The sequence below is a fragment of the Fertoeibacter niger genome, from assembly GCF_009380135.2.
Classification (GTDB): domain Bacteria; phylum Pseudomonadota; class Alphaproteobacteria; order Rhodobacterales; family Rhodobacteraceae; genus Fertoeibacter; species Fertoeibacter niger.
Genome location: NZ_WHUT02000002.1, coordinates 328,876 through 355,662 on the forward strand (window position 1 = coordinate 328,876; position 26,787 = coordinate 355,662).

Here is a 26,787-nt window from a genome sequence, read left to right on the forward strand (position 1 = left end):
GTCTGATCAGCACCCCAGAACGACAAACGCCCGGGCCATGCGCCCGGGCGTCTTGCATTGCGGGCCGGGCCTGTTGCGGCCCCTGCCCCGGTCAGACGTAATCCGACCGCGTCAGCCCATACTTGGCCATCTTTTCATTCAGCGTGCGGCGCGGCAGGCACAGCTCTTCCATCACGGCCACGATGCTGCCCTTGTGGCGGCGCATGGTGTTGTCGATCAGCATCCGCTCGAACGCCTCGACATAATCCTTCAGGGGTTTGCCCTCGGTGGTCAGCGCCGGGCCGGACGCCTCGTTGTCGGCCATCAGCAGGCTGGCGATCGACCCCGACCCCCGCCGGTTCTGCAACACCGCGCGTTCGGCGATGTTCACCAGCTGCCGCACATTGCCCGGCCAGGGCGCCTGCAACAGTTGCGCCGCCTCTTGCGCCGTCACCTGCGGCGCGTCGCAGCCGTATTCCTCGGCGAATTGTTCCGACAACCGGGTGAACAGCGTCAGAATATCCTCGCCCCGGGTGCGCAGCGGCGGCAACAGGATGGTCATCGCCCCCAGCCGATAGAACAGATCCGACCGCAGCGCATCTTCCAGCGTCTTGTCAGGCGTGTGTTCGTTGCAGATCGCGATGATGCGGGTTTCGGGCGGCGTTCCCTGATCGTTTATCAGCGTCAGAAGCCGCGATTGCAGCGGGTGGCTCAGCGCCTCGATATCCTCCAGACACAAGGTGCCGCCCCGCGCCTCTTCCACCAGAGGGATCGCGCCCTCTTCCGACGGACCAAACAGCTTGGCCGCCAGTTGATCCTCTGACCAGGCCGCGCAGGAAATCGTCACGAACTTGCGCCCGGCCCGCGCGCCCACCGCATGCAAGGCATGCGCCACCAGCGTCTTGCCGGTGCCGGTCTCACCGTCGATCAGAACGTGGCTGTCCGCCTGCCCCAGATCAAGGATATCCTCGCGCAGCCGTTCCATCACCGCCGATCCGCCGATCAGCTTTTTCATCAGCACCGTGCCATCGGAAAGTTCCCGCCGCAGCGCGCGGTTGTCCAGCGTCAGGCGGCGCACCTGGGTGGCCTTCTTGGCCAGTTCCGTCATCCGGTCGGGGTTGAACGGCTTTTCCAGAAAGTCATAGGCCCCCACGCGCATCGCCTCGACCGCCATCGGCACATCGCCATGCCCGGTGATCAGGATCACCGGCAGACCGGAATCAAGGCTCATCAGCCGCTTCAGAAAAGCCATGCCATCCATGCCCGGCATCTTGATGTCGCTGACCACCACGCCGGGAAACTCGGCCCCGATGCCCTTCAGCGCCTCTTCGGCCGATGCATAGGTTTCGGTGTCGAACCCCGACAGCGCCAGCCACTGGCTGATCGACTGCCGCATGTCCGCCTCGTCATCCACGATGGCGACTTTCATAGCACGGGCCATTCATACCTCATTCGGCTGCTTCTACCTCTTTGCCCAATATGGGCAGCTGCACCTCGAATACAGCCCCCCCGCCTTCGGCATTGCGTGCGGTCAACCGGCCGCCAAGATCCTTCACGATGCCCCACGAGATGGCCAGGCCCAGCCCCACCCCCTCGCCCGGCTTTTTCGTCGTATAGAACGGCTCGAACAGGTGATCGAGATCGACAATTCCGTGGCCGTTGTCGCGCACCCCCAGCATCGCCGTGTCGCCCAGCGACAAAAGGATGTCGATCTGGGGCGTCGCCACATCCTTGGTCGCATCCAGCGCATTGCGCAACAGGTTGATGATCACCTGCTCCAGCCGCAGCCGGTCGGCCATCACCATCACCGGTGCGCGCGGCAGGGTGCGGGTGATGCGCACCACCCGCTGTTTCAACTGCGGCTCCATCATCGACAGCGCCGATGACACGCACAGCCGCACATCCACCGGCTCGAACGCCTCGCCACCCTTGCGAGCATAGGATTTCAACTGCCGGGTGATCGCCGTCATCCGCTCGATCAGATCGTCGATCCGCTGGAAACTCGACAGCGCCTCGTCCTGCCGCCGGCGCTGGATCAGCAGCCGCGCGCCCGCCAGATAGGTCTTCATCGCGGCCAGAGGCTGATTGAGCTCATGGCTGACAGCCGCCGACATCTCGCCCAAAGCGGCCAGTTTCGACGATTGCGCCAGCGTCAGCTCGGCCACTTCCAGATCCTTCTGCACCTTCTTGCGTTCGGCAATCTCTCGCTGCAAACGCGCGTTCAGCAGGCGAAGTTCCGCAGATTCGCGCTGAAACGACACGCTCTGCGACCAGGCCCGCCGCGACAGCAGGTAAAAGGTCATCGCCAGCAGGATGGCAAAGCCCATGATCTCCAGCGCCAGAATGCCGTTCACCCGGTCGCGCACGGAATCGTAGGCGGTAAAGGTCACGATGCGCCAGCCGCGGAACGGCACACGCGCATCGGTGCGCATCACCGCCTCGCCGCGCAGATAGGCGTCGGGCGGGTTCTGCGCCCAGTCTGCCGTCACCCGCAAGGCGCGCGAAATGGCCGAAGGCGGGTCGCGGAGGGTCAACGCCTCGTCCAGCGGCAGGCCCCGCCAGCGCGGCTCGGTCGCCAGAATAACCGTGCCCTCGCTGTTCGTGACCAGCACCGCGTCCTGCAACCCCGCCCAGGCGCGTTCGTATTTCATCAGATCCACCGCCACCACGATCACGCCGATGGTCTTGTTGTCCTGCGACACAGCGCGCGAATAGGTGAAATCATAGCCACCCGCCTCGCGCCGGGCCGCCGTGAACACGGTATCCTTCACCCGCTGCGCATCGACGAAAAACGCATCCGCCCGGTGGTTGGTGCCCAGAAGGTTGCGGTTCGTCGCCCCCACCGTGCGCCCGTCACGGTCCAAGAGCAGGATCGAGGCCGCGCCGATCTCGGCCTGAAACGAGATCAGCCGCGCCGAGGTGGCTGAAAAATCGCCCGTCATCAGCGCTTCGATCAGCGCGGGGTCACGCGCCAGCAACAAGGGCACCACGGATGTGCGCTGCAATTCGGTCAACAGGTTGCCGGAATACAGCGCCAGCCGCACTTCGGAACGGTTGCGCGTGGTCTCGGTGAACCGCTCGCTCATCCAGCGGTTCGTGACCAGCACGACGACCACCGCCAGCAGCACCAAAGCCACAACCACCAGCTTCAGCCGCCAGGTGATGCCCGGCGCCGCGGAAGTGTCATCGGGGGAAGGCGCGCTGTCCTGCATCAAAACAGATTACGCCCCGCGCCGCGCCACCTCAAGCGGGCCCGGTTCACGCAAGCGCCATCTTGCCCAGCAGGCTGTGAAACAGGCCCAGCCCGTCGCTGCCGCCCAGATGCGGGTCGATCACCCGCTCGGGATGCGGCATCAGCCCCAGCACGCGGCGGTTTTCCGACAGCACTCCGGCAATATCCGCCGCAGCGCCGTTGGGGTTGTCGACATAGGTGAATGCCACCCGGTCGTCACCCTGCACGCGCGCCAGCGTTTCGGCATCCAGCGTGTAATTGCCATCGTGATGCGCCACGGGAAACCGCACCAGCGCCCCCCGGCCCCAGCCTTCGGTAAAGGCGCTGTCCTGCGTCTCCACCCGCAGTTCGACCATCTTGCAGATGAATTTCAGCCCGGCATTGCGCATCAGCGCGCCAGGCAGCAGCCCCGTCTCGGTCAGCACCTGAAAGCCGTTGCAGATCCCCAGCACGAAACCGCCGCGCTGCGCATGATCCACCACCGCCGCAGCAATCGGCGAACGTGCCGCGATGGCCCCGCAGCGCAGATAATCGCCAAAGGAAAATCCGCCCGGCAGCCCCACCACATCGACACCCGGCGGCAACGCCGTGTCCTTGTGCCAGACCTTCACCACATCGGCCCCGGCGGCGGCAAAGGCCACGGCCAGATCACGGTCGCAGTTCGACCCGGGAAAGGTGATGACGGCGGCTTTCATGGACAGGCTCCGGTGCTTTGGCGGGGTGAAGATCGCTTAACGCAAAGGGCAGACGCCTTCCAGCCCCCGCCCATTCTTACTGGCTCAAATATCCACGGCGCAACGCCTGGCATCGGCGCCACGACGGGCAAGCTGCCGCTCAAAAAATCTTTGAAGATTTTTTCAAGATTTTTCCTTAAAAATCTTGGGCCCGGCGCCGCGGCGCGGGCTTCAGGCGATCGCGACGGTGTATTTCTCGATCACGGTATTGGCCAGCAGCTTGTCGCACATCGCGCGCACTTCGGCCTCGGCCTCTGCGCGGTCGGTCGCCGCCAGATCCAGCTCGATCACCTTGCCCTGCCGCACCGCCTGCACCCCCGCAAAGCCCAACGTGCCAAGCGCATGGCGCACCGCATCGCCCTGCGGGTCAAGAACGCCGTCTTTCAGCATGACATGGACGATTGCTTTCATGGCAGGGCCTTTCAGTTGATCAGCGTCGGTTTGGTCGTATGCGTCACATTCGAGGGCAGAACGCCCAGGCGCCGCGCCAGTTCGGTATAGACATCGGCCAGGGGCCCGGGCTCGCGCACCATACCTTCGCGGTCGGGGGCCTCAAGGCCCCGCGTGTCCCACAGCCGGCACGAATCCGGGCTGATCTCGTCGGCCACGATCAGGCGCATGAAATCGCCCTCCCAGATCCGGCCCACCTCGATGCGGAAATCGGCCAGCCGGATGCCCACGCCCATCATCACGCCGGAAAGGAAATCATTCACCCGCAGCGCCAGCGCCACCATGTCATCCAGATCCTGCTGGCTGGCCCAGCCAAAGGCGATGATATGCTCTTCGGCCACCATCGGATTGCCCAGCTTTTCATCCTTGAAGTAATATTCCACGATCGGGCGCGGCAGCGCCGTGCCTTCGGGAATGCCCAGCCGCGCGGTGATCTCGCCTGCGGCGAAATTGCGCACCACCACCTCCAGCGGCACGATTTCGGCCATGCGCACCAGTTGCTCGCGCATGTTCAGGCGGCGGATGAAATGGGTGGGCACCCCGATGGAATTCAGGCCGGTCATGAAAAATTCGGACAGCCGGTTGTTCAGCACGCCCTTGCCTTCGACGGCGGCCTGCGGCGGGGTGGCCGCGGCACTGCCGTCATCCTTGAAATACTGGATCAGCGTGCCCGGTTCGGGGCCTTCGTAGAGGATCTTGGCCTTGCCTTCATAGACCTTCTTGCGACGTGCCATGAACTCTCCGATCACACGACGAAACGGGGCGGCCAGCGCCCCCCGTTTCCTTACCGTCGCGCTATATGCCAAGCCGGGGCCTGTCGCAAGGCGCGCGATGCGCATGGCCGCCTTGCTCGGGGGCAGCAATCGGCCCGCCGCCCCCTTGCGGCACGGATTGCGGCAGGGCATATGAATGGCCAGAGGAACCACAGCCAAGGGCCCCGCCATGAACAGCTTTGACGACCGCGAACGCGCCTTCGAGTCGAAATTCGCGCATGACGCCGACATGCAGTTCCGCGCCGAGGCGCGGCGCAACAAATTGGTCGGCCTCTGGGCGGCGGACCTGCTGGGCAAGGCGGGCGATGACGCCGCCGAATATGCCATGACCGTGGTGCAGGCCGATTTCGAAGAGGCGGGCATCGAGGATGTGGTGCGCAAGGTCGCGGGCGATCTGGGTGCCCTGTCCTCGCCCGAGGCGGTGCGCGCCAAGATGGCGGAACTGCTGCCCGTCGCCAAGGCGCAGCTGATGGACGAGGTCTGACCCAACCCCGCCACCACATGATGCAGGGCCGCCTTCGGGCGGCCTTTTGTCTGGCAACCCCGGCCGCCGGAAAAAGAACGCGCCGCGATCCGTCCGTTCTTTCAAGATCATCATGAAGATTATGAATTTGCCTCTGCTTGCCACCCATGGCACAGGGGTTGATCAGCCGTGCGGCCTGCCGCGCGGCCCCCGTTCCCTGCCGCTTCCCCTGTCCTTTGCTGCTTGAGGTTTGCCATGTCCGACGCCCTGACCCGCCTGCTGTCCACCCGCGACTGGCTGATGGCCGATGGCGCCACTGGCACCAACCTGTTCAACATGGGTCTGTCGTCGGGCGACGCGCCGGAAATGTGGAACATCGAACAGCCGGACAATATCCGCAAACTCTACAAGGGCGCGGTGGATGCGGGGTCCGACATTTTTCTGACCAACACCTTCGGCGGCAATGCCAGCCGGTTGAAGCTGCACAACGCCCAGTCGCAGGTGCATGAGCTGAACCGCGTGGGTGCGGCGCTGGGTCGCGAGATTGCCGATGCCTCGGGGCGCGATGTGATCGTGGCGGGGTCTGTCGGCCCCACCGGCGACATTTTCGTGCCGATGGGCACGCTGACCCATGAACTTGCCGTGGAAATGTTCCACGAACAGGCCGAGGGGCTGAAAGCGGGCGGCGCCGATGTGCTGTGGGTCGAAACCATCTCTGCCCCCGAGGAATACAAGGCCGCCGCCGAGGCCGCGCGTCTGGCCGGCATGCCCTGGTGCGGCACGATGAGCTTTGACACCGCAGGCCGCACGATGATGGGCGTGACTTCGGCGGCCATGGTGGACATGGTGGAAAAGCTGCCGAACCCGCCGCTGGGCTTTGGTGCCAACTGCGGCGTGGGCGCGTCCGACCTGTTGCGCACCGTGCTGGGCTTTGTGGCACAGGGCACCGAGCGCCCGATCATCGCCAAGGGCAATGCGGGGATCCCGAAATACCACGACGGTCACATCCACTATGACGGCACGCCCGAACTGATGGCAGAATATGCCGTGCTGGCGCGGGATGCCGGTGTGCGCATCATCGGCGGCTGCTGCGGCACCATGCCCGAACACCTGCGCGCCATGCGCAACGCGCTGGAAAACCGCGCCCCCGGTCCCCGCCCCTCGCTGGAGGTGATCACGGCGGCGCTGGGCGGCTTTTCCTCGGCGTCCGATGGCACGGGGGATGACGCCAATGCACCGCGCCGCGAACGCCGCCGGGGCCGCTGATCACGGGGGCAAGCTGCCGGCCGCCGGGGCGGGGGCTGTCTGCCCCCGCCCCGGACCCCACCCCCGAGGATATTTCCGTCTGGGAAGCACGGCAAAGCCGGGGGGCGGGCCGATGTCAGAACAACGTCATCTGATCGCCCGGCTGTGGCGGCGGGCGGAACAGGTCGCAGCGCAGCGGCGGTTGCGGCACGCTCAGCCCCAGCCGCGCCACCGCCAGCCTGAACCGCTGGTCGATCAGCGCGGCCCATATCCCCTCGCCCCGCATCCGTTTGCCCCAGGCGGGGTCATAGTCGCGCCCGCCATGCACCTCGCGCACCCGGGCCATGATCTTGGCGGCCCGGTCGGGAAAGCGCGCCTCGACCCAGTCGCGGAACAGGCCCGCCACCTCAAGCGGCAGGCGCAGCATGATCCAGCTGGCGGCCGTGGCCCCGGCGTCGCGGGCGGCGGCAAGGATGTGATCCAGCTCGGGGTCGGTCAGCCCGGGCACCACGGGCGATACCATCACCCGCACCGGAACGCCCGCTGCGGCCAGCCTGCGGATGGTTTCCAGCCGCCGGGCGGGCGGGGGGCAGCGCGGCTCCATCGCGCGGGAAATCGCGGGGTCCAGCGTGGTGACGGACAGGCCCACCCGCGCCAGCCCCTCGGCCGCCATGGGGGCCAGAATGTCGATGTCACGCTCCACCAGCGCGCCCTTGGTCACGATGGCGACCGGGTGGTTGAAATCGCGCAGCACCTCCAGCACCTCGCGCATCACGCGGTATTCGGCCTCGATCGGTTGATAGGGGTCGGTGTTGGTGCCCAAAGCCACCACCTGCGGCACATAGCGTCTGGCCCGCAGTTCTGCCGCCAGCACTGCGCCGATGCCGGGCCGCGCGATCAGCTTCGTCTCGAAATCCAGCCCCGGCGACAGGTTGAGATAGGCATGCGAGGGCCGGGCAAAGCAATAGATGCAGCCGTGTTCGCATCCCCGGTAGGGGTTGATCGATCGGTCGAACGGCAGATCGGGCGAGCGGTTGTAGGAAAGCGCGGAGCGTGGCCGTTCCAGCCGCACTTCGGTGGCCACCAGCCTGTCATCATGCGGAATGTCCCAGCCATCGTGATGCGCCACCCGCGCCGTGCCGTCATACCGGCCCGTGGCATTGCCCAACGCCCCGCGCGCCCTTGCGCGCTGGCCGGGCATCAGCGTGTCATCCCTGGGGTCGGGCGTGGGGTCGGGTGGCGTTTCCATGTGACCAATCTAGAACACATGCGGAACATTCGCCAGCGCAAAGCCCCCGCCCCCGGGCCCCTGTCGGCTTTCACCGCGCTTGTGTCGCAATCAAAACAGTGTGGCCCGGGCTTTGGCCGCATTCCATCCACATATCCAGCGGCAGGAGGCCAGCATGGCTGACGATGACGAGATCATCCTTTCCGAACTTTCCGACGACGAGCTTGTGCTGCAAATGCACGACGATCTCTATGACGGGATGAAGGAGGAGATCGAGGAAGGCGTGAACATCCTGATCGCCCGGGGATGGACGCCTTATGACGTGCTGACCAAGGCGCTGGTAGCGGGCATGACCATCGTGGGCGCCGATTTCCGCGACGGCATCCTGTTCGTGCCCGAGGTGCTGCTGGCCGCCAATGCGATGAAGGCCGGGATGTTCATCCTGAAACCGCTGCTGGTGGAAACCGGTGCGCCCCGCATGGGCAAGATGGTGATCGGCACGGTGAAGGGCGACATCCACGACATCGGCAAGAATCTGGTGGCGATGATGATGGAAGGGGCCGGGTTCGAGGTGCTGGACTTGGGGATCAACAACTCGGTCGAGAAATACCTTGAGGCGCTGGAGCGGGAACGCCCCGACATCCTGGGCATGTCGGCCCTGCTGACCACGACGATGCCCTATATGAAGGTCGTGATCGACACGATGAAGGAAAAGGGCATGCGCGAGGATTACATCGTGCTGGTTGGCGGCGCGCCGCTGAACGAGGAATTCGGCCGCGCCATCGGGGCCGATGCCTATTGCCGCGACGCCGCTGTGGCGGTGGAAACCGCCAAGATGTATGTGGCGCGCAAGCACAACCAGCTGAGCGCCTGACGCTTTCGGTGGATGACCCGCAAAGGCCCCGGTTCAGCGCCGGGGCCTTTTGCCTGTCTCCGGCCTTGATCGGGCGCTGCCGATACTGCGCGCCCCCTTGGCAAAGCGACAGCAAGTAAGCATCTTTTGTGCATGCCCCGTGCATCCGCCGTGCATCACCCGAAAAGGCCCGCCATGCCCGCCCGCACCTTCGTCTCGCTTCTGCTGATCGTGATCGCCGCCGCCGGGGCCACGATCTTTGCGGCGTCGCAGATCGGCATTCCCTTTGCCGCGCTGGGGCTGGTGGCGGTGGTGGCCTCGCTGGCGCTGCGCGTCTGGATCGACCGCCGATGATCCCGTCTGACACCATGTTGACCGAGGCCGGCCTGCCCCCCGCCCATACCGGCCGCATCCTGCTGGTCGCCTGCGGTGCGCTGGCGCATGAGATACTGGCGCTGAAGCGGCTGAACGGCTGGGATCATATGGATCTGCAATGCCTGCCCGCCAATCTGCACCTGTGGCCCGACCGCATCACCCCTGCCGTGGCGGCGGCGGTGGCCGAACACCGCGACCGCTATGACCAGATCTTCGTGGTTTATGCCGATTGCGGCACGGGCGGGCAATTGTTTGAAAAGTGCAAGGAACTGGGCGTCGAGATGATCGAAGGCCCGCATTGTTATTCGTTTTTTGAAGGCAACGCCGCCTTCGCCACCAAGGCGGATGCCGAATTCACCGCCTTCTACCTGACGGATTTTCTGGTGCGGCAGTTCGATGCCTTTGTCTGGCGGCCCATGGGGCTGGACCGTCACCCCGAATTGCGCGCCATGTATTTCGGCAATTACACCGATCTGATCTATCAGGCGCAGACCGATGACCCGGTGCTGGATGCCAAGGCGCGCGACTGCGCCGCGCGGCTGGGGCTGGCCTACACCCGGCGCTTCACCGGCTATGGCGATCTGGCACGGGTGCTTGCCCAGGTTTCAGGCACGGCGGCGCAGGATGTGTCACCCGACTGACCTTTGCGCGCGCAGAACACTTTCGCCGCGCGACTGTTTACCTTAGGGTAAGGCGGGGATGGCAGGCGGGGTGCGGCAAGTGACGGAACAGCGACAGGTACAGACCGCCCCGCCCGAGGATTTCATCCGCCATTTCATTGCCTTCTGGACCGCACGCGATGCCGCGCGGCTGGCGCATCTGCTGGCAGAGGATGCCGATGTGCTGACCCTGACCGGCGCGTGGTGCGAAGGCCGCGTGGCTGCCGAGGCCACGTTGCGCGCCGAACTGACCGGGGCATTTGCCCGATCAAGGCTGGTCACGGGCCGGATGCGGTTGCAACCCCTGCCCGGCGGGGCGGTGGTTCTGCACCAGCGGTTCGTTCTGTCGGGGATGGTCGATGCGGCAGGCCAGAACGCGGGCCAGGTGGCGGCGTTGCTGACGGCGGTGCTGCGCCCGCATGGCGCGGTCTGGCAGGCGGTCAGCCTGCATTTCACCGGAATGAAGGGCTAGCGCCTGTCCGTGCGGGCCAATGTCGCCGCGCGGATCGCGGCTTTTGGCCCGGCACGGTGGGCGTCACGGGTGGCGGCACGTTCAGAACTGCGCAACCTGTTGGCTGTAAGACGTACGGAACATGCCCCGGTCGATCTGGCGCTGACGAAATTCAAGGTCGTAGCGGTCGATGGACCCGTTCAGATAGCGCAACTCGCGCTCGGCGGTGGTGGGCATGTGGAACATGCCGATCAGTTTATGCAACATGGCAAACCTCTTTCGTTTACCCTCCCTGCGCAGAAGATAGGCCCGCCGCAGCACAGAAACCACCGCGATTGCCGCCGTGGAGCCATGCGTTGAGCGCATAGGTTGCACGGCATTTTTGACGTTTGTGTGACGGGGTCGGGGCTGGCCACAGGGGGAAACTGAATTTCCCTGCCTTTTCAGGCGCTTCAGCCCGCCAGCAATTCCCGCGCGGCATCCCGCGCTGCCGGGCTGACGGTATCGCCCGACAGCATGCGCGCAATCTCCTCTACCCGGGCCGGGGCATCCAGCGGGATCACGGTAGAGGTGGTCACATCAGCCATCACCCGCTTTTCCACCCGCCAGTGATGCGCCCCCAGTGCCGCCACCTGCGGCGAATGGGTGACGACCAGCACCTGCGCGCCCGCCGCCAACGCCTGCAACCGCCGCCCCACGGCATTGGCGGTGGCCCCGCCCACGCCCCGGTCAATCTCGTCAAAGATCAGTGTCAGGCCGGGGGCGTCGCCGGTCAGGCAGACCTTCAGCGCCAGCAGGAAACGGCTGAGCTCGCCCCCCGAGGCGATCTTGTTCAGCGGCCCCGCCGGGGCACCCGGGTTGGTGGCAACGGTAAAGGCCACGGCATCGCGGCCTTCCGGCCCCGGATCGGCAGGCGCGACGCCGGTGGAAAACACCGCGCGTTCCATTTTCAGCGGCGCAAGTTCCGCCGCCATTGCGGCGTCCAGCCGGGCCGCAGCCCCGGCGCGCTGCGCGGTCAGCGCCGCCGCCTGCGCCTCATACGCAGCCTCGGCCGCCGCAACCGCTTGTGCCAGCACGGATATATGCCGCGCGCCGCCATCCAGCGCCGCCAACCTGCGCCGCAAGTCATCGGCAAAGCCGCCCAGATCATCGGGCAAGACGCCGTGCTTTCGGGCCAGCGCGCGGATGGCGAACAGCCGTTCTTCCAGCGCCTCCAGCTCGGCCGGGTCAAAATCCAGCGCGGCAATGCAGGTTTCCACCCCCTGCTGAGCCTCGCCCAGTTCCACCATCGCCCGCCCCAGCGCCGCCAAAGCGCCCTCCAGCCGCCCCTCGGCGCGGTCGGCAGCCCCTTCCAGCCAGCGTGTCGCGTCAGCCAGCAGCGCCTCGGCCCCTTCTTCTGACAGGGCCTTGTGGGCGCGCGCGATGTCGGACCGGATGCGTTCGGCAGCCTGCATGCTGCGGCGGCGGGCGTCCAGCGTGGCCTCTTCGCCCGGTTTGGGGTCAAGCTTGTCAAGCTCCGCCACCGCATGCCGCAGGAAATCCTCCTCGGCCTTCACCGCCGCCAGGGCCGACTGCGCGTCCGCCAGTGCCCGCCGTGTCTGCCCCAGCGCGCCCCAGGCCCCCCGCACCCCCGCCAGATCGACACCGGCAAAGGCATCCAGCATCTGCCGGTGGCCGCGCGGGTTCAACAGGCCCCGGTCATCATGCTGACCATGCAGTTCCACCAGCACATCCGACAGATCGCGCAGCACCTCGCCCGACACGCGGCGGTCGTTCACCCAGGCGGTCTTGCGGCCATCGGCATGGTTCACCCGGCGCAGGATCAGGTCATCCTCGGCCCCGATGCCGGCCGCCTCCAGCACGCCACGGGCAGCGTGATCGGGGGGCAGGTCGAACACCGCCGTCACCTCGCCCTGATCGGCCCCGGCGCGCACCAGTTCGGCCCGGCCCCGCCAGCCCAGCACGAAACCCAAGCTGTCCAGCAATATGGATTTGCCCGCCCCGGTTTCGCCGGTCAGCACATTCAGGCCGGGACGGAAGGTCAATGACAGCCGATCAATGATCAGCATGTCGCGGATATCAAGACTACGCAGCATGTCAGACCCTGCAGCGGTGCGTGCGAGCACGCACCCTACCCCCCGACAGCCACGCTGTAGGGTGCGTGCTTGCACGCACCGGCGTCACAACCACTCGCCCCGCACCACCTGCCGGTAGACAGTGCGCAGCCAGCTTTCGCCAGACGCCTCGGGGCTCAGCCCCCGGCCTTTCAGCAGGCGGAAGCTGTCGTCATAAAATGGGCTGGACTGGTAGTTGTATCCCAGAATGGCCCCCGCTGTCTGAGCCTCGTTCGTCAGGCCAAGCGCCAGATACGCCTCGACCAGCCGGTGCAGCGCCTCGGCGGTGTGGGTGGTGGTCTGGAAATCCTGCACCACCACGCGGAACCGGTTGATGGCCGAGGTGTAGTGGCCTTTTTTCAGGTAATAACGCCCGATTTCCATTTCCTTGCCGGCCAGATGGTCAAAGGCCAGATCGAATTTCAGGATGGCGGACCGCGCATATTCGCTGTCGGGATATGTCTCGATCACCACGCGCATCGCCTGCAACGCCTGGAAGGTCAGGCCCTGGTCGCGGCCCACTTCGTCGATCTGGTCGTAATAGCTCAGCGCCATCAGATATTGCGCATAGGCGGCGTCTTCGTCACCCGGGTAGAAATCAAGGAACCGCTGGGCGGCAGACCGGGCAGATTCGTATTCCTGCGCCTTGTGATAGCTGAAAGCCTGCATGATCAGCGCGCGCTTGGCCCATTCGGAATAGGGGTAAAGCCGCTCCACCTCGGAAAAATAGCGGATCGCCTCTTCGGGTTCGCCGGTGGATTCCAGCTCGAACTCGCCGCGCTTGTAGATTTCCTCGGCGGTGAATGTGTCCAGTGGCGGCTCCTCCGACCCGCTGCCCGCACAACCGGCCAGCATCGCTGCAACCAGCGCCGCCCCAAGGATCCGCGCGCCTGACGTTCCGCCTGCCATCTTCCGCCTACCCTATGCCTGCCTCTGCCGCCCGGGGACCACGCCCTGAACCGGCTCGTTCACCGTGTCCTAACACAGAAAAATCCGGGGCGCAAAACGCCTTTCGTGCGACAGGCAGGGTTCAGGACAGGGCCGGGATGTCAGAGCGCAGCACGCCCACGCCCGGCAGCTTGCAGCCGGTCATCAGCCCGCAATCGACCATGCGAAACGCATCGGGCCGCGCGAACAGCGCACGCAGCAGGCGGTTGGTCAGCGCATGGCCCGCGCGGATGCCGGTATAGCGGCCCAGGATCGGGCCACCCGCCAGATACAGATCGCCCAGCGCATCCAGCATCTTGTGGCGCACGGGTTCATCGGCATGGCGCAGCCCGCCGGGGCTCAGCACGCGGTCGCCTTCGAACACCACAGCGTTTTCCAGCGTGCCACCCAGCGCAAGGCCATTGGCCTGCATGATTTCGACATCCTGCTGGCGGCAGAAGGTGCGGCTGTCACACAGCTCGCGCACGAAAGCGCCGTTGGACATGTTCAGATGCTTTTCCTGCCGCCCGATGGCCGCATCGGCAAAGTCGATGGCAAAATCGATTTCCAGCATGTCGGAAGGGTCAAACCGCGCCACAGCCTCGCCTTCGCGCACCTCGACCGCCTCCAGAATGCGGATCGCGCGCACCGGGGCCGCTTGTTCGCGCAGCCCCCGCGCCAGAAAGCCCTGCACGAAGGGCACCGAAGATCCGTCAAGGATCGGCACTTCGGGTCCGTCAATCTCGATCAGCGCGTTATGGATGCCGCAACCGGCCAGCGCCGCCATCACATGTTCGATGGTCGAGACCGTGGCCCCTGCCCCGTTGGCAATCAGCGTGCAGAGTTTGGACGGCACCACCGCATCCCAGCGCGCCGGGATCATCGCATCGCCCGAACGAAGGTCGGTGCGGCGGAACCAGATGCCGTAATCGGCCGAGGCAGGTTTCACCACCATGCGGACAGCGCCGCCGGAGTGAAGGCCACGCCCGGTAAAGACGGCAGCGGATTTCAAGGTGCTTTGCACGATCAGACCCCAATCAGGTGAACAGGGATTTACCCTTTGTTGGGAATTTAGATAAGCGCAGCGGGGCTGTGGCTCAACTCACTCTTTGTGACGGGATGTGACAGTCGCCAAAGCGCAAGGTTCGGCCTGCAATTTGCTGATATAACAAAGAAAAAGGCCCGGACAAGCCGGGCCTTTCACAGATTTCTGCAACAGTGTTTCAGTTCGCCTGACGGCGCAGGAAGGCCGGGATCTCGATGCGTTCCTGATCCGCGCTCAGCTCCGGCTCGTCATCATAGCTGGTGACGGGCGGCTGCATGCGGGCCAAAGGTGCCTGCGGGCGTTCGGTGTGCGGCTCGGCGTGGCCTGCCATCCGGTTGATCAGCGACCCGATGCCAAAGCGCGGCTTTTCCTGCGGGGCGCGCAGTTGCGGGGCCGCCGGGGCCGCTGCCGCAGCGCGCGGTTGCTGGTGTGGCGCGGGTGTCTTGGTCACAGCGGCCTGCAAACGGGCAAGCGCCTCGGGCGAGGGCGCACCGGCAGCGCGCGGGCGCGGGGCAACGAAAGCCCCGGCGTCGGCGTCATGTGCGGCCGCCATCGGGCGGGCGGCAGGCTGCGGGCGGTAGGCGGGCGGCGGCATGTCATCCACCGCTTCGTCCTCATACTCGGGCGCTGCGTCGAACTCGGGCTGCTCATCCTCCACCGTGTCGAACAGGGTGGGGGCCGGGGCCTGCGGGGCCGGTTTCAGCACGATCGGGGCCGGGGCAACCATGGCGGCAACCGCCGGGGCGGCGCGGCTCGGCTCGGGTGCCTGATAGGCGGGCGCGCTGAACGTGGGGGCGGCAAAGGTCGGCGCGGTCAGCGGTGCGGCCATCGAACGGCGGGCGACCGGGGTTTCCATGCGCGCCTGGCTGGCGTCGATGCCGGTGGCCACGACCGACACGCGGATCGCGCCTTCCATCGAGGTATCCAGCGTGGAACCCACGATGATGTTCGCATCCGGATCCACCTTTTCGCGGATGATGTTCGCCGCCTCGTCCAGTTCGAACAGGGTCAGGTCATAGCCGCCGGTGATGTTGATCAGCACGCCTTTGGCCCCGTGCAGGCTGATTTCATCCAGCAGCGGGTTGGCGATGGCCTTTTCAGCGGCCTGCACGGCGCGGTCTTCGCCCGTGGCCTCACCGGTGCCCATCATGGCCTTGCCCATCTCGTCCATCACCGCGCGCACATCGGCAAAATCGAGGTTGATCAGGCCGGGGCGCACCATCAGGTCGGTCACGCCCTTGACGCCCTGATACAGCACGTCATCGGCCATGGCGAAGGCTTCGGTAAAGGTGGTGCGTTCGTTGGCCAGGCGGAACAGGTTCTGGTTCGGGATGATGATCAGCGTATCCACGACCTTTTGCAGGGCTTCGATACCCTCCTCGGCCTGCTTCATCCGCTTGTTGCCCTCGAACTGGAAGGGCTTGGTCACGACGCCCACCGTCAGCACGCCCAGTTCCCGCGCGGCCTGCGCGATGATCGGGGCAGCGCCGGTGCCGGTGCCGCCGCCCATGCCGGCGGTGATGAAGCACATATGCGCGCCGGCCAGATGATCGACGATTTCCTCGATGGTTTCCTCGGCCGCAGCCGCGCCCACCGTCGGACGTGCGCCCGCACCCAGGCCTTCGGTCACTTTCAGACCCATCTGGATCTTCGACGTGGCCCGGCTTTGCTGCAAGGCCTGCGCGTCGGTGTTTGCCACCACGAACTCCACGCCCTCAAGCTGCTGGTCGATCATGTTGTTGACGGCATTGCCGCCTGCCCCACCGACACCAAATACCGTGATGCGCGGCTTCAGTTCTTCGCGCGGCGTGTTCATCGTAAGGTTGAGTGCCATTGCCAATCCGCCTGTTTATCGTTGCCTGTGGGGCCTTCAAGGGTGCCCTTGTCCCAAACTTATCCCGGATTCTATCCACAGACGCCGGAAACGTCATCAAAAAAACGCGACATCGCCACAAAATATGGAGATATTGTGGCCGTGATCAGCGGTATTTCGCCCTTCACACCGCATCCTGTGTTTACCAGTTGTCCTTGAACCATTTGATCGCCCGTTTCAGCGACCGCGCCGGATAGCGTTCCGCCGGAATGTCGAAATCCCACCATTCGTCCTGCGGATGCGCCGCGAACAGGCACAGCCCCACGGCGCTGGCAAAGGCCGGGCCGGTGACGGCCTGCGGCAGGCCCTGCACGCGCAGCGGGCGGCCAAGGCGCACCCGTTGACCCAGGATACGCGCCGCCAGACCGTCCAGCCCGGGGATCTGCGACGCGCCGCCGGTCAGCACGATCTGCTGGCTGGGCAGGCTGTCGAAACCCGCCGCATCCAGCCTCGCGCGGGCCTCTTCCAGTATTTCCTCGACGCGCGGGCGCATGATGCCGATCAGCTCGGTGCGGCTGACGGTGCGGCGGTCTTTTTCCCAATCACCGCTGTCGGCGCTGATCTCGATCATATCGCGGTCATCCATGCCGGTCGCATGCACGCCGCCATGTTTGGTCTTGATCTTTTCGGCCACCGCCAGCGGCACTTGCAGGCCCTTGGAGATGTCGGAGGTCACATGGTCGCCGCCCATGCGCACCGCATCGGCATAGATCATGTGCTTCTTGATGAAGACCGAAATCCCGGTGGAACCGCCGCCCATGTCGATGCAGGCGGCACCCAGTTCCTGTTCATCCTCGACCAGCGACGACACGCCCGACACATAGGCCGACGACGCCACACCGGCCAGTTCAAGATCGCAGCGCTTTATGCAATAGAGCAGGTTCTGGATCACCGTCGCCTCGACCGACAAAAGGTGCATGTCGCAGGCCAGCCGGTTGCCGATCTGGCCACGCGGGTCGCCCAGGCCGGTGCGGTGGTCCAGCGCGAAGTTCACCGGCTGGGCATGCAGCACCTCGCGCCCCTCGCCAATATCGGGCACGTCGCAGGCGGCCAGCACGCGGGCCACATCCTGTTCGGTCACGACCGAATCCTGCAAATCCCACTCGCCCGCCAGCCCGTAGCTGCGCGGTTCCGCCCCGGAAAAACAGGCGATCACATGATCCACCCGCACATTGGCCATTTTCTGCGCGGCCTGCACGGCGGTGCGGATCGCGCGCTCCGTCTCGTTCATCACCGAGATTTCGCCGAACCGCACGCCACGCGACCGGGTGGTGGCCGCCCCGATGACGCGGAACTGCGATTGGCCCGCCATCGACCCCACACCATCGGCTTCGCGCAGCCGTTCGGGCCCGTCAAACCGCAGGATCAGGCAGGCGATCTTGGATGACCCCACGTCGAGGATGGCGATCACGCCGCGCTGCATGGCGGCCCGCCGCATGTGGCGCATGGCGCGCTGCGATTGATAGAGATCGGTCATAGGTCGCTCTCACTTGTGTCTATGCCGCGGGCGCGGCGCATTTCACTCAGCGCGTAGGGGGCAAGGCGCAGCACGGGGCGGTCCTGCAACCGCAGGTCGATGGCCAGAACGTCGCGTTTCAGCAGGTCTTCGGCCTGATCCAGCGCGATCAGCCGTTCCAGCGCACGCACCGGGGCTTCGGTCGGCAAAAGAATGCGCTGGCCACGGTCCAGCACCAGATCCCAGCGGCGTTCACCCATCCGCACAAGGCCGCGCATGCGCGGCATCACCGGCCCGGCGGCGGCCAGAATCTGCAGGGCTTCGGGCACCGCCTTGTCAGCCCCCTCGCCCGCCACCAGCGGCAGATCGGCCCGGTCAGTGCGTGCCGCGACCAGCCGCACCCGGCGGCCGGTTTCATCCAGCAGTTCCACATTGGCCAGCCCGCGCCAGACCACGGCGGGCACCCGTTCGGTGATGTCGGCCTGCAAGATTCCGCCCGCCTTGATGCGCAGGTCGGCGCTGGCCACGCCGTCCAGCGCCTCGATCTGCGCGCGCGTGGCGTCAAGGTCGATGTCGAACGAGCTTTGCGGCAGGGCCAGGTTCAGCGTGGCGCGGATGGTCGCGGCCAGCGCCGGGGATGCTCCGTCGATTGCCAGCAGGCCCACCATGAACTGCGGCCGTTCCTGAAACGAATCACGCAGGCTGGCAAAGCCGCCGCTCAGCGCGTCGCGGCGGCTCTCGCTGGACAGATAGATGCCCAGCACCATCATGATGGCAAAGGCGGGCAGACCCACCCGCATCAGCGCGCGGAACAGGGGCGTCAGCCACAGCCGCTGCATGCGGTAGGCTGCGCGGCTTGGTGCGGGGTCGCGGCGCGGTGGAATGGCGCTCAGCGGTTGCATGACGCATCCTCCACGATCCAGCGGCAAAGCTCGGGGAATGTGATACCGCAGAACGCCGCCTGCTCGGGCGACAGCGACGTGGGCGTCATCCCCGGCTGGGTGTTGGTTTCCAGCAGGATCAGCCCTTCCATCCCCCGCGTTTCATCCCAGCGGAAATCGGTGCGGCTAAGGCCCCTGCACCCCAGCGCGCGGTGGGCGCGCAGGGCGTAATCAAGGCAGGCCTCGGTCACGGCATCCGGCACATTCGCGGGCAGTTGATGCCGGCTGCCCCCCGGCTTGTATTTCGCGTCGTAGTCATACCAGCCGTCGGTGATGATGTCGGTCACGCACAAAGCGCGGTCGCCCAGCACCGAAACCGTCAGCTCGCGCCCGGGCACATAGGTTTCCACCATCACCACCGGCGGCATGCTGGCGGCCAGACGCGGGGCATTGGCCCCTTCGCGCACGATATAGACGCCGACCGAAGAGCCTTCGTTGTAGGGTTTCACCACATAGGGCGCGGGCAGCACATGGCCTGCCTCCACGTCTTCGCGCGTGGCCAGTACCGAATCCACCACCGGCAGGCCGGCGGCCATGTAAACCTCTTTGGTTTTCTGCTTGTCCATCGCCAGCGCCGAGGCCAGCACGCCCGAATGGGTATAGGGGATGCCCAGCCATTCCAGCACGCCCTGCACGCAGCCATCCTCGCCCCAGCGGCCATGCAGGGCGTTGAACACCACGTCGGGGGCAATATCGGTCAGACGTGCGGCCAGATCGCGGCCCGCATCCAGCGTGACCACGTCAAAACCTGCGTCCCTCAAGGCTGCCGCGCATTCGCGCCCGGTGACCAGCGAAACCTCCCGCTCTGCGGAAGGCCCACCCATCATGACTGCTACCCTGGGGGATGCCTTGCCAAGCATTCCCGCCATATTCTACTGCCTCACCGCGCCATATTTGGCTGCGTTATTCTTGTGGCCCGCATCGCTGCGGGATCGTCTTTATTCTTCTTTGTTTGCCGGTGCTTCGCCCACCCGCATGATTTCCCACTCTAGCCTTATTCCCGCCGTATCGAAAACCCTTTTTCGCACCATCTCGCCCAATTCTTCCAGATCTGCGGCAGTTGCGCCACCGGCGTTGATCAGGAAGTTGGAATGCATCTCGCTCATCTGCGCGCCGCCATGCCGCGCGCCGCGCATCCCCGCCGCGTCGATCACCGCCCAGGCCTTCAGCTCATGCGTGTCATCGGCCCGGCCGGTGCTGGAGTAGCCCGCCGGGTTGCGGAAGGTGGACCCCGCGCTGCGGTCCTTGGTGGGTTGGCTGGCGTCGCGGCGGGCGATCTGGTCAGCCATCCGGGCCTCCAGCGCGGCAGGGTCGGCGGGGGTGGCGCGGAAGGTCGCGGCGGTGATGATCCAGCCTTCGGGCAGGGTTGACTGGCGGTAGCGCAGGTTGAGGTCGGCGGCGGGGATGGTGACGGTCTGCCCTGCCCGCGTCACGGCCTGCACCGAGATCAGGTGATCGGCCACATAACTGCCATAGCAGCCCGCGTTCATGCGCACCGCGCCGCCGATGCTGCCGGGAATGGTGCGCAGAAAGGTCAGGTCAAGCCCCGCCTCGGCCGCGCGGCGCGCCACATGGGCATCCAGTGCCGCCGCCCCCGCCGTGACGGTTTCTCCAGCAATATCAATACCGTTGAACCCCCGCCCCAGCCGGATCACAACGGCGCGCAGGCCGCCGTCGCGCACGATCAGGTTGCTGCCGACGCCCATGGGAAAGACCGCCATGGCCGGGTCAAGCGCCGCCAGAAACGCAGCCAGATCCTCGGCATCCGCAGGCTGGAACAGCCAATCCGCCGGCCCGCCCACGCGCAGCCAGGTCAGATCGGCAAGTGATCGGTTCGGGGTCAGCGCGCCGCGCGGGGTGGGAAGATGGTGCATGACGCCGTGGTAGCCGCGCAAAACGCGAGGGGCAAGTGGGCAGAGCGGGGCGGGGCAACTCTGTGGTTTCGGCTGAATCGGGGTATGCACACCCGATGCACACGGCATGCAGAGGGTTTTGCGGGGTCGGGCACCTGCGGAGAACAGGCAGAACAGTGCCTTCCCCTAGTCCGCTGCGCGGCCCGTCACCTTTTCCCGCAGCCAGCGCAGCAGGTAGATCAGTGGCCAGCGCAGCACGCTGGCGCCGGCGGCCAGCAGCAACAGGCCCAGCACGGGGCCGCCTGCCCATGTGACCCAGCCGATCAGCGGGATGCCGATGGCGATCAGCACAGAGGCCGCGCGCCAGTGGTGGTCGCGGCTGGGGAACATGGCGATGACATTGGCCGCGACAAGCCAGACCAGCGCCAGGGTCAGCGGCGCGGTCATGGCTCTTCCGGGCGGTGGGCGGGCTGGCCTGCCAGGCGTCTGGCCAGATAGATCAGCGGGTTGCGGAACATCGACAGGAAGGCCAGCAGCGCCAGCGCAAAGACCAGTCCGCCATGCTGCCAGCCGATCCAGCCCAGCAGCAGCGGGGCCGCCACCAGCAGGGTGATGCCCGGAGCATATTGGCGGCGCATGGGCAGGAGCGCCGTGGCGGTGGCGGCCAGCACCCAAAGGCAAGCGGCGATCAGGGATGCGGACATGGTTTGCCCCACCAATTTTCTGCGAAAATTCTGCATGAACGGCCGGGGTTGCCTGAATTTTCGCAGGAAATTCGTTGGCCGCTCACGCCGCGGCCCCCATCAGCCGGGCGGGCAGGCTGTTGGCCCAGCCCGAGATCGTGCCCGCGCCAAGGCAGACCACCATGTCGCCGGGCCGGGCCTGTTCGCGCACCAGCCGTTCCAGATCACCCTCGTCCAGAATGGCGCGGGCGTGGCGGTGGCCATGGGCGATGAGCCCCGCCACCAGATCATCGCGCGACGCGCCGGGGATCGGGTCTTCGCCCGCCGCATAAACCTCGGCAATCGCCACCACATCGGCCTCGTTGAAGCAGGTGCAGAAATCCTCGAACAGGCTGCTGAGGCGGGTGTAGCGGTGCGGCTGGTGCACGGCGATGACACGGCCTTTGGTGGATTGCCGCGCGGCGCGCAGCACGGCGGCGATTTCAACCGGGTGGTGGCCGTAATCGTCGATGATGGTGACGCCGCCCACCTCGCCCACCTTGGTGAAGCGGCGGTTGACACCGCCGAAGGCTGCCAGAGCCTCGCGGATTTCCGCCTTTTTCATGCCAAGGTGGCGGGCGACGGCGATGGCGGACAGCGCGTTCGACACGTTGTGATCGCCGGGCATCGGCAGGGTCATGCCCTCGATCACCGCACCCTCACCCTCGCCCTGCAAGGCCACGTCGAAATGCGCCACGCCGTTTTCATAGGTCAGGTTCGTCGCGCGCACATCGGCCTGCGCGTTGAAGCCGAAGGTCACGATGCGCCGGTCGGTGACTTTGCCCACCAGAATCTGCACCTCGGGGTGGTCGGTGCAGCAGACCGCCAGACCATAGAACGGGATGTTCGACACGAAATCGAGGAAGCCCTTGCGCAGGGCGTCGAAGCTGCCCCAATGCTCCATATGTTCCGGGTCGATGTTGGTCACGATGGCGATGGTGGCGGGCAGACGGTTGAACGATCCGTCGGATTCGTCGGCCTCCACCACCATCCACTCCCCTGCCCCGGCGCGGGCGTTGGAGCCGTAGGCGTGGATCACCCCGCCGTTGATCACCGTAGGGTCGAAATTGCCCTTGTCGAGCAGGGTGGCCACCATGGTGGTTGTGGTGGTCTTGCCATGGGTGCCCGCGATGGCGATGTTGGATTTCAGGCGCATCAGCTCGGCCAGCATTTCGGCACGGCGCACCACGGGCAGGCCGCGCATGCGGGCCTCTTCCAGTTCCGGGTTGCCCTTTTTGATCGCGGAGGAGATCACAACCACCGCCGCATCGCCGATGTTGCCGGCCTTCTGGCCTTCAAAGAACGTGGCGCCCAGTGTGACCAGCCGGTCGGTGATCTTGGACGCTTTCGCATCCGAGCCCTGCACGCGGTAGCCCAGCGTCATCAGCACTTCGGCGATGCCCGACATGCCGATGCCGCCGATGCCGACGAAATGGATGGGGCCGAGTTCGCCCGGCAGTTTGGTGGCAGCGTTCATGGATTTTCTTTCTTTGCGAGGCCCAGCACGAGTTCCGTCAGCCTTTCGGTGGCGTCGGGGCGGCCATGGGCAAGCGCATTGCGCGCCATTTGCGCCGCAGCCTGCGGTTGGCCCAGCACGGCGGCCATTTGCGCGGCCAGCGCGGCGGGGTCAAGGGCGGATTCGGGGATCAGGATGGCCGCCTGCCCCTCGACCAGCCCGCGCGCATTGGCGGTCTGGTGGTCTCCGGCGGCCACGGCATAGGGGATGAGGATGGCAGGCCGCCCGATGACCGAGATGTCGGCGACCGAGGAGGCACCGGAGCGGGAAATCACAAGCTGCGCCTCGGACAGGCGGCGGGGGATGTCGGTGAAGAAGGGTTGCACATCGGCGGAAATCCCCGCCTGCGCATAGGCCTCGGTCACGCGGGCGGCGTCCTCGTCCCGCGCCTGATGGGCCACGCGCAGGTTGCGCCGCAGGTCGCCGGGCAGCAGGGCCATGGCAGCGGGCACCATGTCGGACAGGATCCGCGCGCCTTGCGATCCGCCGATGACGAGGAGGCTCATCGGGTAATCGCCGGGGGGGATGTAGCCTGCGCCAGACCGGTCGAGCACCGCCTGCCGCACCGGGTTTCCGGTGTGGATGCCCTCGACCCCCGCCGGCAGGGTGGTGGGCCAGGTGCCGCAGGCCACCGCATCGACCCGGGTGGCAAAAATGGTGTTGACCCGGCCCAGCACGCCGTTCTGTTCGTGGATCATCCGGGGCTGGCGCAATATCACCGCCGCCGCCAGTGCCGGAATCGATGGGTAGCCGCCGAAGCCTACCACCACGGCGGGCCGGTCGCGCCACTGGCCCAGCACCGCGCCGATCACGCCCCCGGCAATGCGCAAAGGCACCAGCGCCCTGGCCAGCATCCCGCCCCGCGCGAAGGTGGCCGAGGCCACCTGTTCCACCTGCACCACATGGGGAAAACCGCCCGCATAGCGCGCGCCCCGGGCGTCGGTGGACAGTTTCACCCGCCAGCCGCGCCGCACCATCGCCTCGGCCAGCGCCTGCGCGGGAAACATGTGGCCCCCGGTGCCCCCGGCAGCGATCAGCAGCAGGGGCTGCGCGTTGCGGGCCATCAGCGGCCCCGCTTGAACAATATGTCGCCGATCTGCCCCTGCGGCCGCGAGCGGGTGAAGGCCAAAAGCATGCCCAGCGTGATGCCCGCCGCGATGACCGACGAGCCGCCATAGCTGACAAAGGGCAGCGTCATGCCCTTGGCGGGCAGCAGGCGCACGGCTACGCCCATGTTGATCATCGCCTGCACGCCGAAGATGCAGGCAAGGCCGGTGCCGCCCAGCCGGATGAAGGGATCACGTTCGCGCATCAGGCGGAACAGGCTGCGCACCACGACCGTGCCGTAAAGCGCGATGATGCACAGCACCAGCACCAGACCGTATTCCTCGGCCGCGACGGCGATGATGAAATCGGTATGCGCGTCGGGCAGCGACCATTTCACCTGCCCCTCGCCCACGCCGACGCCGAAAAACCCGCCCTCCTGTATCGCATTGGCGGCATAGCCAAGCTGGGTGCGGGGGTCGAGGTCGGGGGTCAGGAAGCCGTCGATGCGGCGGGCGAAATGCTCGGACGAGTTATAGGCGAACATCGCGCCGAAACCCACCAGCCCCACCACCATGATGATCAGGATCATCGGCGCACCGGCAATGAAATACATCACCCCCCAGGCAAACAGGATCAGCGCCGCCTGCCCGAAATCGGGTTGCAGCGCCAGAAAGCCCACGATGGTCAGTGTGATGGCAAAGGAAATAGTCTTGCCCGGCGGGCCGTTCAGATCCTGCGATGCGGCCATCAGCCAGGCGCAGAGGATGACGAAACCGGGTTTCAGGAATTCCGACGGCTGGACCGAGGCGAAGCCAAGGCTGAACCAGCGCACCGCGCCCTTGCCGAAATCGGTGCCGAAGACCGGCAGCAGCGCCAGTGCAAAGAACGCACCCGCAAAGCCGATGACACCCAGACGGCGCACCATGTCGGGCGACAGCATCGAGGTGCCCAGCATGGCGATCACCGCCATGCCGCCAAAGAAGGCCTGCCGCTGGACGTAATAGAACGGCTCCAGCCCGTTGCGGGTGGCAAGGGGGACCGAGGCGGCGAGGCCCAGCAACAGCCCGATGCCGAACAGCACCAGGATGCAGGTCATCGACCACTTGTCGATGGTGCGCCACCAACGGGGAAGAACCGGCTCCGTCGCCGCCATGGGCATGGAACCATAGACCATCTCTGTCATGGGAATACCGCCTGATACTGCCGAACTGCCTCGATCGCCCGGTTATCCGGGTCTCGATGCAAGTCTAGCGAAGATTCCGCCGCATGGCTAGAGGGAGTGCGGCGGAAACCAGGCAAAGTGGCGGCAAAGGCGGCATCGCTGCGGATGTGTCGCCCAGCAGACAGCCGGGCGGGCGGAGCGTTGATTTTTCGCAGAAAAATCGCAGGGTGCGGGGTGCGATTTTTCTGCGAAAAATCATGTGATGCCGATCAGGCTTGCAGCAGCGTCTGCACCCGTGCCGTGAAATCCTCGCCCCGCTTTTCGAAATTGGGATACTGGTCGAAACTGGCCGCTGCCGGGGCCAGCAGCACCACGTCGCCCGGTTCCGCCTCGGCCGCCGCGCTTGCCACGGCGCGCTCCATCGTTTCGCAGATCTCATGCGGGGTGTTGCCCAGTTGCAGGGCAAAGTCGCGGGCGGAGTGGCCGATGAGATAGGCCTTGGCCACCGCGCCCAGATGCGGGGCCAGCGCCGCGATGCCACCGTCCTTGCCCAGCCCCCCTGCGATCCAGCGGATGCGGGGAAAGGCCTGCAGCGCCTTGGCCGCGCTGTCCACATTGGTGGCCTTGCTGTCGTTCACGAACCGCACACCGGCCCGTTCGCCGACGGTCTGGCTGCGGTGCGGCAGGCCGGTGAAGGAATGCAGCGCCTCTTCGATCAGTTTTGGGGCAATGCCCAGCGTGCGCACGGCGGCATAGGCCGCGCAGGCGTTCTGGTGGTTATGCGCGCCGGGCAGGCCGCCCATGCCGCGCAGGTCGATGGCCGCCACCTGCTTGCCGCGCCGCCATTCGGCCAGAAACCCCTTGCGGGCAAAGACCGCCCAGCCGAAATCATCCAGCTTTTGCCCGGATGAGATGCGGATCACCCGGTCATCGCCCGGCCCTTCGGACAATTGGTTGGCCAGATAGCGGCCCTCAACCTCGTCCACGCCGATGATCGCGCGGTCGGGGCCGCCTTCGGCAAAGAGCCGCCGCTTGGCCGCGAAATAGCCGCCCATGCCGCCGTGCCGGTCCAGATGATCGGGCGAGAGATTGGTAAACACCGCCACATCGGGCGTCAGCGCGCGCGCCAGATCGGTCTGGTAGCTGGAAAGCTCCAGCACCACGACGCCGCCATCCTGCGCCGGGTCGATGTCAAGCACGCCGCGCCCGATGTTGCCCGCCATCTGGCTGGGGCGGCCTGCGGCGTCAAGCAGATGGTGGATCAGGGCGGTGGTGGTGGATTTGCCGTTGGACCCGGTGACGCAGATCACCCGCGGGGCCTGATCGAAGTCATCCCAGTCGGGCGTGGCAAAGCTGCGGAAGAACAGGCCTATGTCATTGTCCACCGGCACGCCCGCCGCCATGGCGCGGGCGATGATGGGGTTGGGCGCGGGGTAAAGGTGGGGGATGCCGGGGCTGACGATCAGCGCGGCCACATCGGCAAAGGCATTGGCGCGGGTCAGATCGACGGGGGCGAAGCCTTCGGCTTCGGCCTTGGCGCGGGCCTCGGGGCTGTCATCCCAGACCAGCGGAATGGCCCCGCCTTCCCTGAGCGCCCGCGCGGTGGCAAGGCCGGAGCGGCCGAGGCCCAGGACGGCGACATTGCGGGCGTCAAAACCTTTGACTGGGATCATGGCGTTCTCCGTCGGT

At 66.1% G+C, this 26,787-nt stretch carries 27 protein-coding genes; 6 read left to right on the forward strand and 21 right to left on the reverse strand.

Annotation, left to right across the window (positions count from 1 at the left end; translation table 11 throughout):
• Window positions 1–91: 91 nt before the first annotated feature.
• The 5 genes from GEU84_RS05095 to GEU84_RS05115 form a co-directional block, all read right to left on the reverse strand.
• Window positions 92–1,420 (reverse strand): sigma-54-dependent transcriptional regulator, encoded by a 1,329-nt coding sequence (locus GEU84_RS05095; RefSeq protein WP_152824201.1) that lies wholly within the window; start codon window positions 1,418–1,420, stop codon window positions 92–94.
• Between the two features lie 7 nt (window positions 1,421–1,427).
• Window positions 1,428–3,191, reverse strand: a complete 1,764-nt coding sequence (locus GEU84_RS05100) for an ATP-binding protein (protein ID WP_152824200.1) — start codon at window positions 3,189–3,191, stop codon at window positions 1,428–1,430.
• A gap of 46 nt (window positions 3,192–3,237) precedes the next feature.
• Complete coding sequence (purQ, locus tag GEU84_RS05105) at window positions 3,238–3,906, reverse strand: phosphoribosylformylglycinamidine synthase subunit PurQ (RefSeq protein WP_152824199.1); 669 nt, start codon at window positions 3,904–3,906, stop codon at window positions 3,238–3,240.
• Between the two features lie 210 nt (window positions 3,907–4,116).
• Complete coding sequence (gene purS, locus GEU84_RS05110; RefSeq protein ID WP_152824198.1) at window positions 4,117–4,356, reverse strand: phosphoribosylformylglycinamidine synthase subunit PurS; 240 nt, start codon at window positions 4,354–4,356, stop codon at window positions 4,117–4,119.
• Between the two features lie 11 nt (window positions 4,357–4,367).
• On the reverse strand, window positions 4,368–5,129 hold the full coding sequence (locus GEU84_RS05115) for a phosphoribosylaminoimidazolesuccinocarboxamide synthase (RefSeq protein WP_152824197.1): 762 nt from the start codon (window positions 5,127–5,129) through the stop codon (window positions 4,368–4,370).
• Between the two features lie 208 nt (window positions 5,130–5,337).
• Between GEU84_RS05115 and GEU84_RS05120 the strand changes: the two genes are divergently transcribed.
• Both GEU84_RS05120 and bmt read left to right on the forward strand, forming a co-directional pair.
• Window positions 5,338–5,652 carry a DUF1476 domain-containing protein gene (locus GEU84_RS05120; protein WP_152824503.1) on the forward strand — a complete coding sequence of 105 codons (315 nt, stop codon included), beginning with the start codon at window positions 5,338–5,340 and terminating at the stop codon, window positions 5,650–5,652.
• Between the two features lie 234 nt (window positions 5,653–5,886).
• A complete protein-coding gene (gene bmt / locus GEU84_RS05125) occupies window positions 5,887–6,897 on the forward strand; it encodes a betaine--homocysteine S-methyltransferase (RefSeq protein ID WP_152824196.1) in 1,011 nt (336 codons plus the stop codon).
• 115 nt (window positions 6,898–7,012) lie between these two features.
• Here the strand turns inward: bmt and GEU84_RS05130 are convergent, their stop codons facing one another.
• Complete coding sequence (locus tag GEU84_RS05130) at window positions 7,013–8,125, reverse strand: PA0069 family radical SAM protein (RefSeq protein WP_152824195.1); 1,113 nt, start codon at window positions 8,123–8,125, stop codon at window positions 7,013–7,015.
• A 154-nt stretch (window positions 8,126–8,279) separates the two neighbouring features.
• Between GEU84_RS05130 and GEU84_RS05135 the strand changes: the two genes are divergently transcribed.
• The 4 genes from GEU84_RS05135 to GEU84_RS05150 all read left to right on the forward strand — a co-directional run bounded on the left by GEU84_RS05135 (window position 8,280) and on the right by GEU84_RS05150 (window position 10,463).
• Window positions 8,280–8,978, forward strand: coding sequence for a corrinoid protein (locus GEU84_RS05135; protein WP_152824194.1), 699 nt, complete (start codon window positions 8,280–8,282; stop codon window positions 8,976–8,978).
• A 132-nt stretch (window positions 8,979–9,110) separates the two neighbouring features.
• Window positions 9,111–9,311 (forward strand): hypothetical protein, encoded by a 201-nt coding sequence (locus GEU84_RS05140; RefSeq protein WP_152824193.1) that lies wholly within the window; start codon window positions 9,111–9,113, stop codon window positions 9,309–9,311.
• Window positions 9,308–9,973: a DUF1638 domain-containing protein gene (locus tag GEU84_RS05145; protein WP_152824192.1), complete on the forward strand. Its 666-nt coding sequence runs from the start codon at window positions 9,308–9,310 to the stop codon at window positions 9,971–9,973. Before GEU84_RS05140 ends, GEU84_RS05145 begins: the two co-directional genes overlap by 4 nt.
• Window positions 9,974–10,031: 58 nt before the next feature.
• Window positions 10,032–10,463, forward strand: coding sequence for a Cif family virulence factor (locus tag GEU84_RS05150; RefSeq protein ID WP_152824191.1), 432 nt, complete (start codon window positions 10,032–10,034; stop codon window positions 10,461–10,463).
• A gap of 81 nt (window positions 10,464–10,544) precedes the next feature.
• Here the strand turns inward: GEU84_RS05150 and GEU84_RS05155 are convergent, their stop codons facing one another.
• From GEU84_RS05155 to murD, 15 genes are all read right to left on the reverse strand, one after another.
• Complete coding sequence (locus GEU84_RS05155) at window positions 10,545–10,709, reverse strand: DUF3563 family protein (protein WP_152824190.1); 165 nt, start codon at window positions 10,707–10,709, stop codon at window positions 10,545–10,547.
• 185 nt (window positions 10,710–10,894) lie between these two features.
• Window positions 10,895–12,538, reverse strand: coding sequence for a DNA repair protein RecN (recN, locus tag GEU84_RS05160; protein ID WP_152824189.1), 1,644 nt, complete (start codon window positions 12,536–12,538; stop codon window positions 10,895–10,897).
• Window positions 12,539–12,622: 84 nt separating this feature from the next.
• Complete coding sequence (locus tag GEU84_RS05165; RefSeq protein ID WP_152824188.1) at window positions 12,623–13,465, reverse strand: outer membrane protein assembly factor BamD; 843 nt, start codon at window positions 13,463–13,465, stop codon at window positions 12,623–12,625.
• A gap of 121 nt (window positions 13,466–13,586) precedes the next feature.
• Window positions 13,587–14,507 (reverse strand): UDP-3-O-acyl-N-acetylglucosamine deacetylase, encoded by a 921-nt coding sequence (gene lpxC, locus GEU84_RS05170; protein ID WP_174539326.1) that lies wholly within the window; start codon window positions 14,505–14,507, stop codon window positions 13,587–13,589.
• 199 nt (window positions 14,508–14,706) lie between these two features.
• On the reverse strand, window positions 14,707–16,362 hold the full coding sequence (gene ftsZ, locus GEU84_RS05175) for a cell division protein FtsZ (protein ID WP_152824186.1): 1,656 nt from the start codon (window positions 16,360–16,362) through the stop codon (window positions 14,707–14,709).
• A 181-nt stretch (window positions 16,363–16,543) separates the two neighbouring features.
• The gene (ftsA, locus tag GEU84_RS05180; protein ID WP_152824185.1) at window positions 16,544–17,878 is read right to left on the reverse strand and encodes a cell division protein FtsA; all 1,335 of its coding nucleotides are present in this window, start codon (window positions 17,876–17,878) and stop codon (window positions 16,544–16,546) included.
• The gene (locus GEU84_RS05185) at window positions 17,875–18,759 is read right to left on the reverse strand and encodes a cell division protein FtsQ/DivIB (protein ID WP_152824184.1); all 885 of its coding nucleotides are present in this window, start codon (window positions 18,757–18,759) and stop codon (window positions 17,875–17,877) included. The genes ftsA and GEU84_RS05185 overlap by 4 nt, the downstream gene beginning before the upstream one ends.
• Entirely contained in the window at window positions 18,747–19,667 is a 921-nt protein-coding gene (locus GEU84_RS05190) for a D-alanine--D-alanine ligase (protein ID WP_152824183.1), read from the reverse strand. Before GEU84_RS05190 ends, GEU84_RS05185 begins: the two co-directional genes overlap by 13 nt.
• A 69-nt stretch (window positions 19,668–19,736) precedes the next feature.
• Complete coding sequence (gene murB / locus GEU84_RS05195; protein WP_152824182.1) at window positions 19,737–20,672, reverse strand: UDP-N-acetylmuramate dehydrogenase; 936 nt, start codon at window positions 20,670–20,672, stop codon at window positions 19,737–19,739.
• A 165-nt stretch (window positions 20,673–20,837) separates the two neighbouring features.
• Window positions 20,838–21,098 carry a DUF2484 family protein gene (locus GEU84_RS05200; protein ID WP_152824181.1) on the reverse strand — a complete coding sequence of 87 codons (261 nt, stop codon included), beginning with the start codon at window positions 21,096–21,098 and terminating at the stop codon, window positions 20,838–20,840.
• Window positions 21,095–21,355 carry a DUF2484 family protein gene (locus GEU84_RS05205; RefSeq protein WP_152824180.1) on the reverse strand — a complete coding sequence of 87 codons (261 nt, stop codon included), beginning with the start codon at window positions 21,353–21,355 and terminating at the stop codon, window positions 21,095–21,097. The genes GEU84_RS05200 and GEU84_RS05205 overlap by 4 nt, the downstream gene beginning before the upstream one ends.
• A gap of 82 nt (window positions 21,356–21,437) precedes the next feature.
• Window positions 21,438–22,850 carry a UDP-N-acetylmuramate--L-alanine ligase gene (gene murC / locus GEU84_RS05210; RefSeq protein ID WP_152824179.1) on the reverse strand — a complete coding sequence of 471 codons (1,413 nt, stop codon included), beginning with the start codon at window positions 22,848–22,850 and terminating at the stop codon, window positions 21,438–21,440.
• The gene (locus GEU84_RS05215) at window positions 22,847–23,953 is read right to left on the reverse strand and encodes a UDP-N-acetylglucosamine--N-acetylmuramyl-(pentapeptide) pyrophosphoryl-undecaprenol N-acetylglucosamine transferase (protein ID WP_152824178.1); all 1,107 of its coding nucleotides are present in this window, start codon (window positions 23,951–23,953) and stop codon (window positions 22,847–22,849) included. The genes murC and GEU84_RS05215 overlap by 4 nt, the downstream gene beginning before the upstream one ends.
• Window positions 23,953–25,119, reverse strand: coding sequence for a putative lipid II flippase FtsW (gene ftsW, locus GEU84_RS05220; RefSeq protein WP_152824177.1), 1,167 nt, complete (start codon window positions 25,117–25,119; stop codon window positions 23,953–23,955). The genes GEU84_RS05215 and ftsW overlap by 1 nt, the downstream gene beginning before the upstream one ends.
• 248 nt (window positions 25,120–25,367) lie before the next feature.
• Window positions 25,368–26,771 carry a UDP-N-acetylmuramoyl-L-alanine--D-glutamate ligase gene (murD, locus tag GEU84_RS05225; RefSeq protein ID WP_152824176.1) on the reverse strand — a complete coding sequence of 468 codons (1,404 nt, stop codon included), beginning with the start codon at window positions 26,769–26,771 and terminating at the stop codon, window positions 25,368–25,370.
• Window positions 26,772–26,787 lie beyond the last annotated feature (16 nt).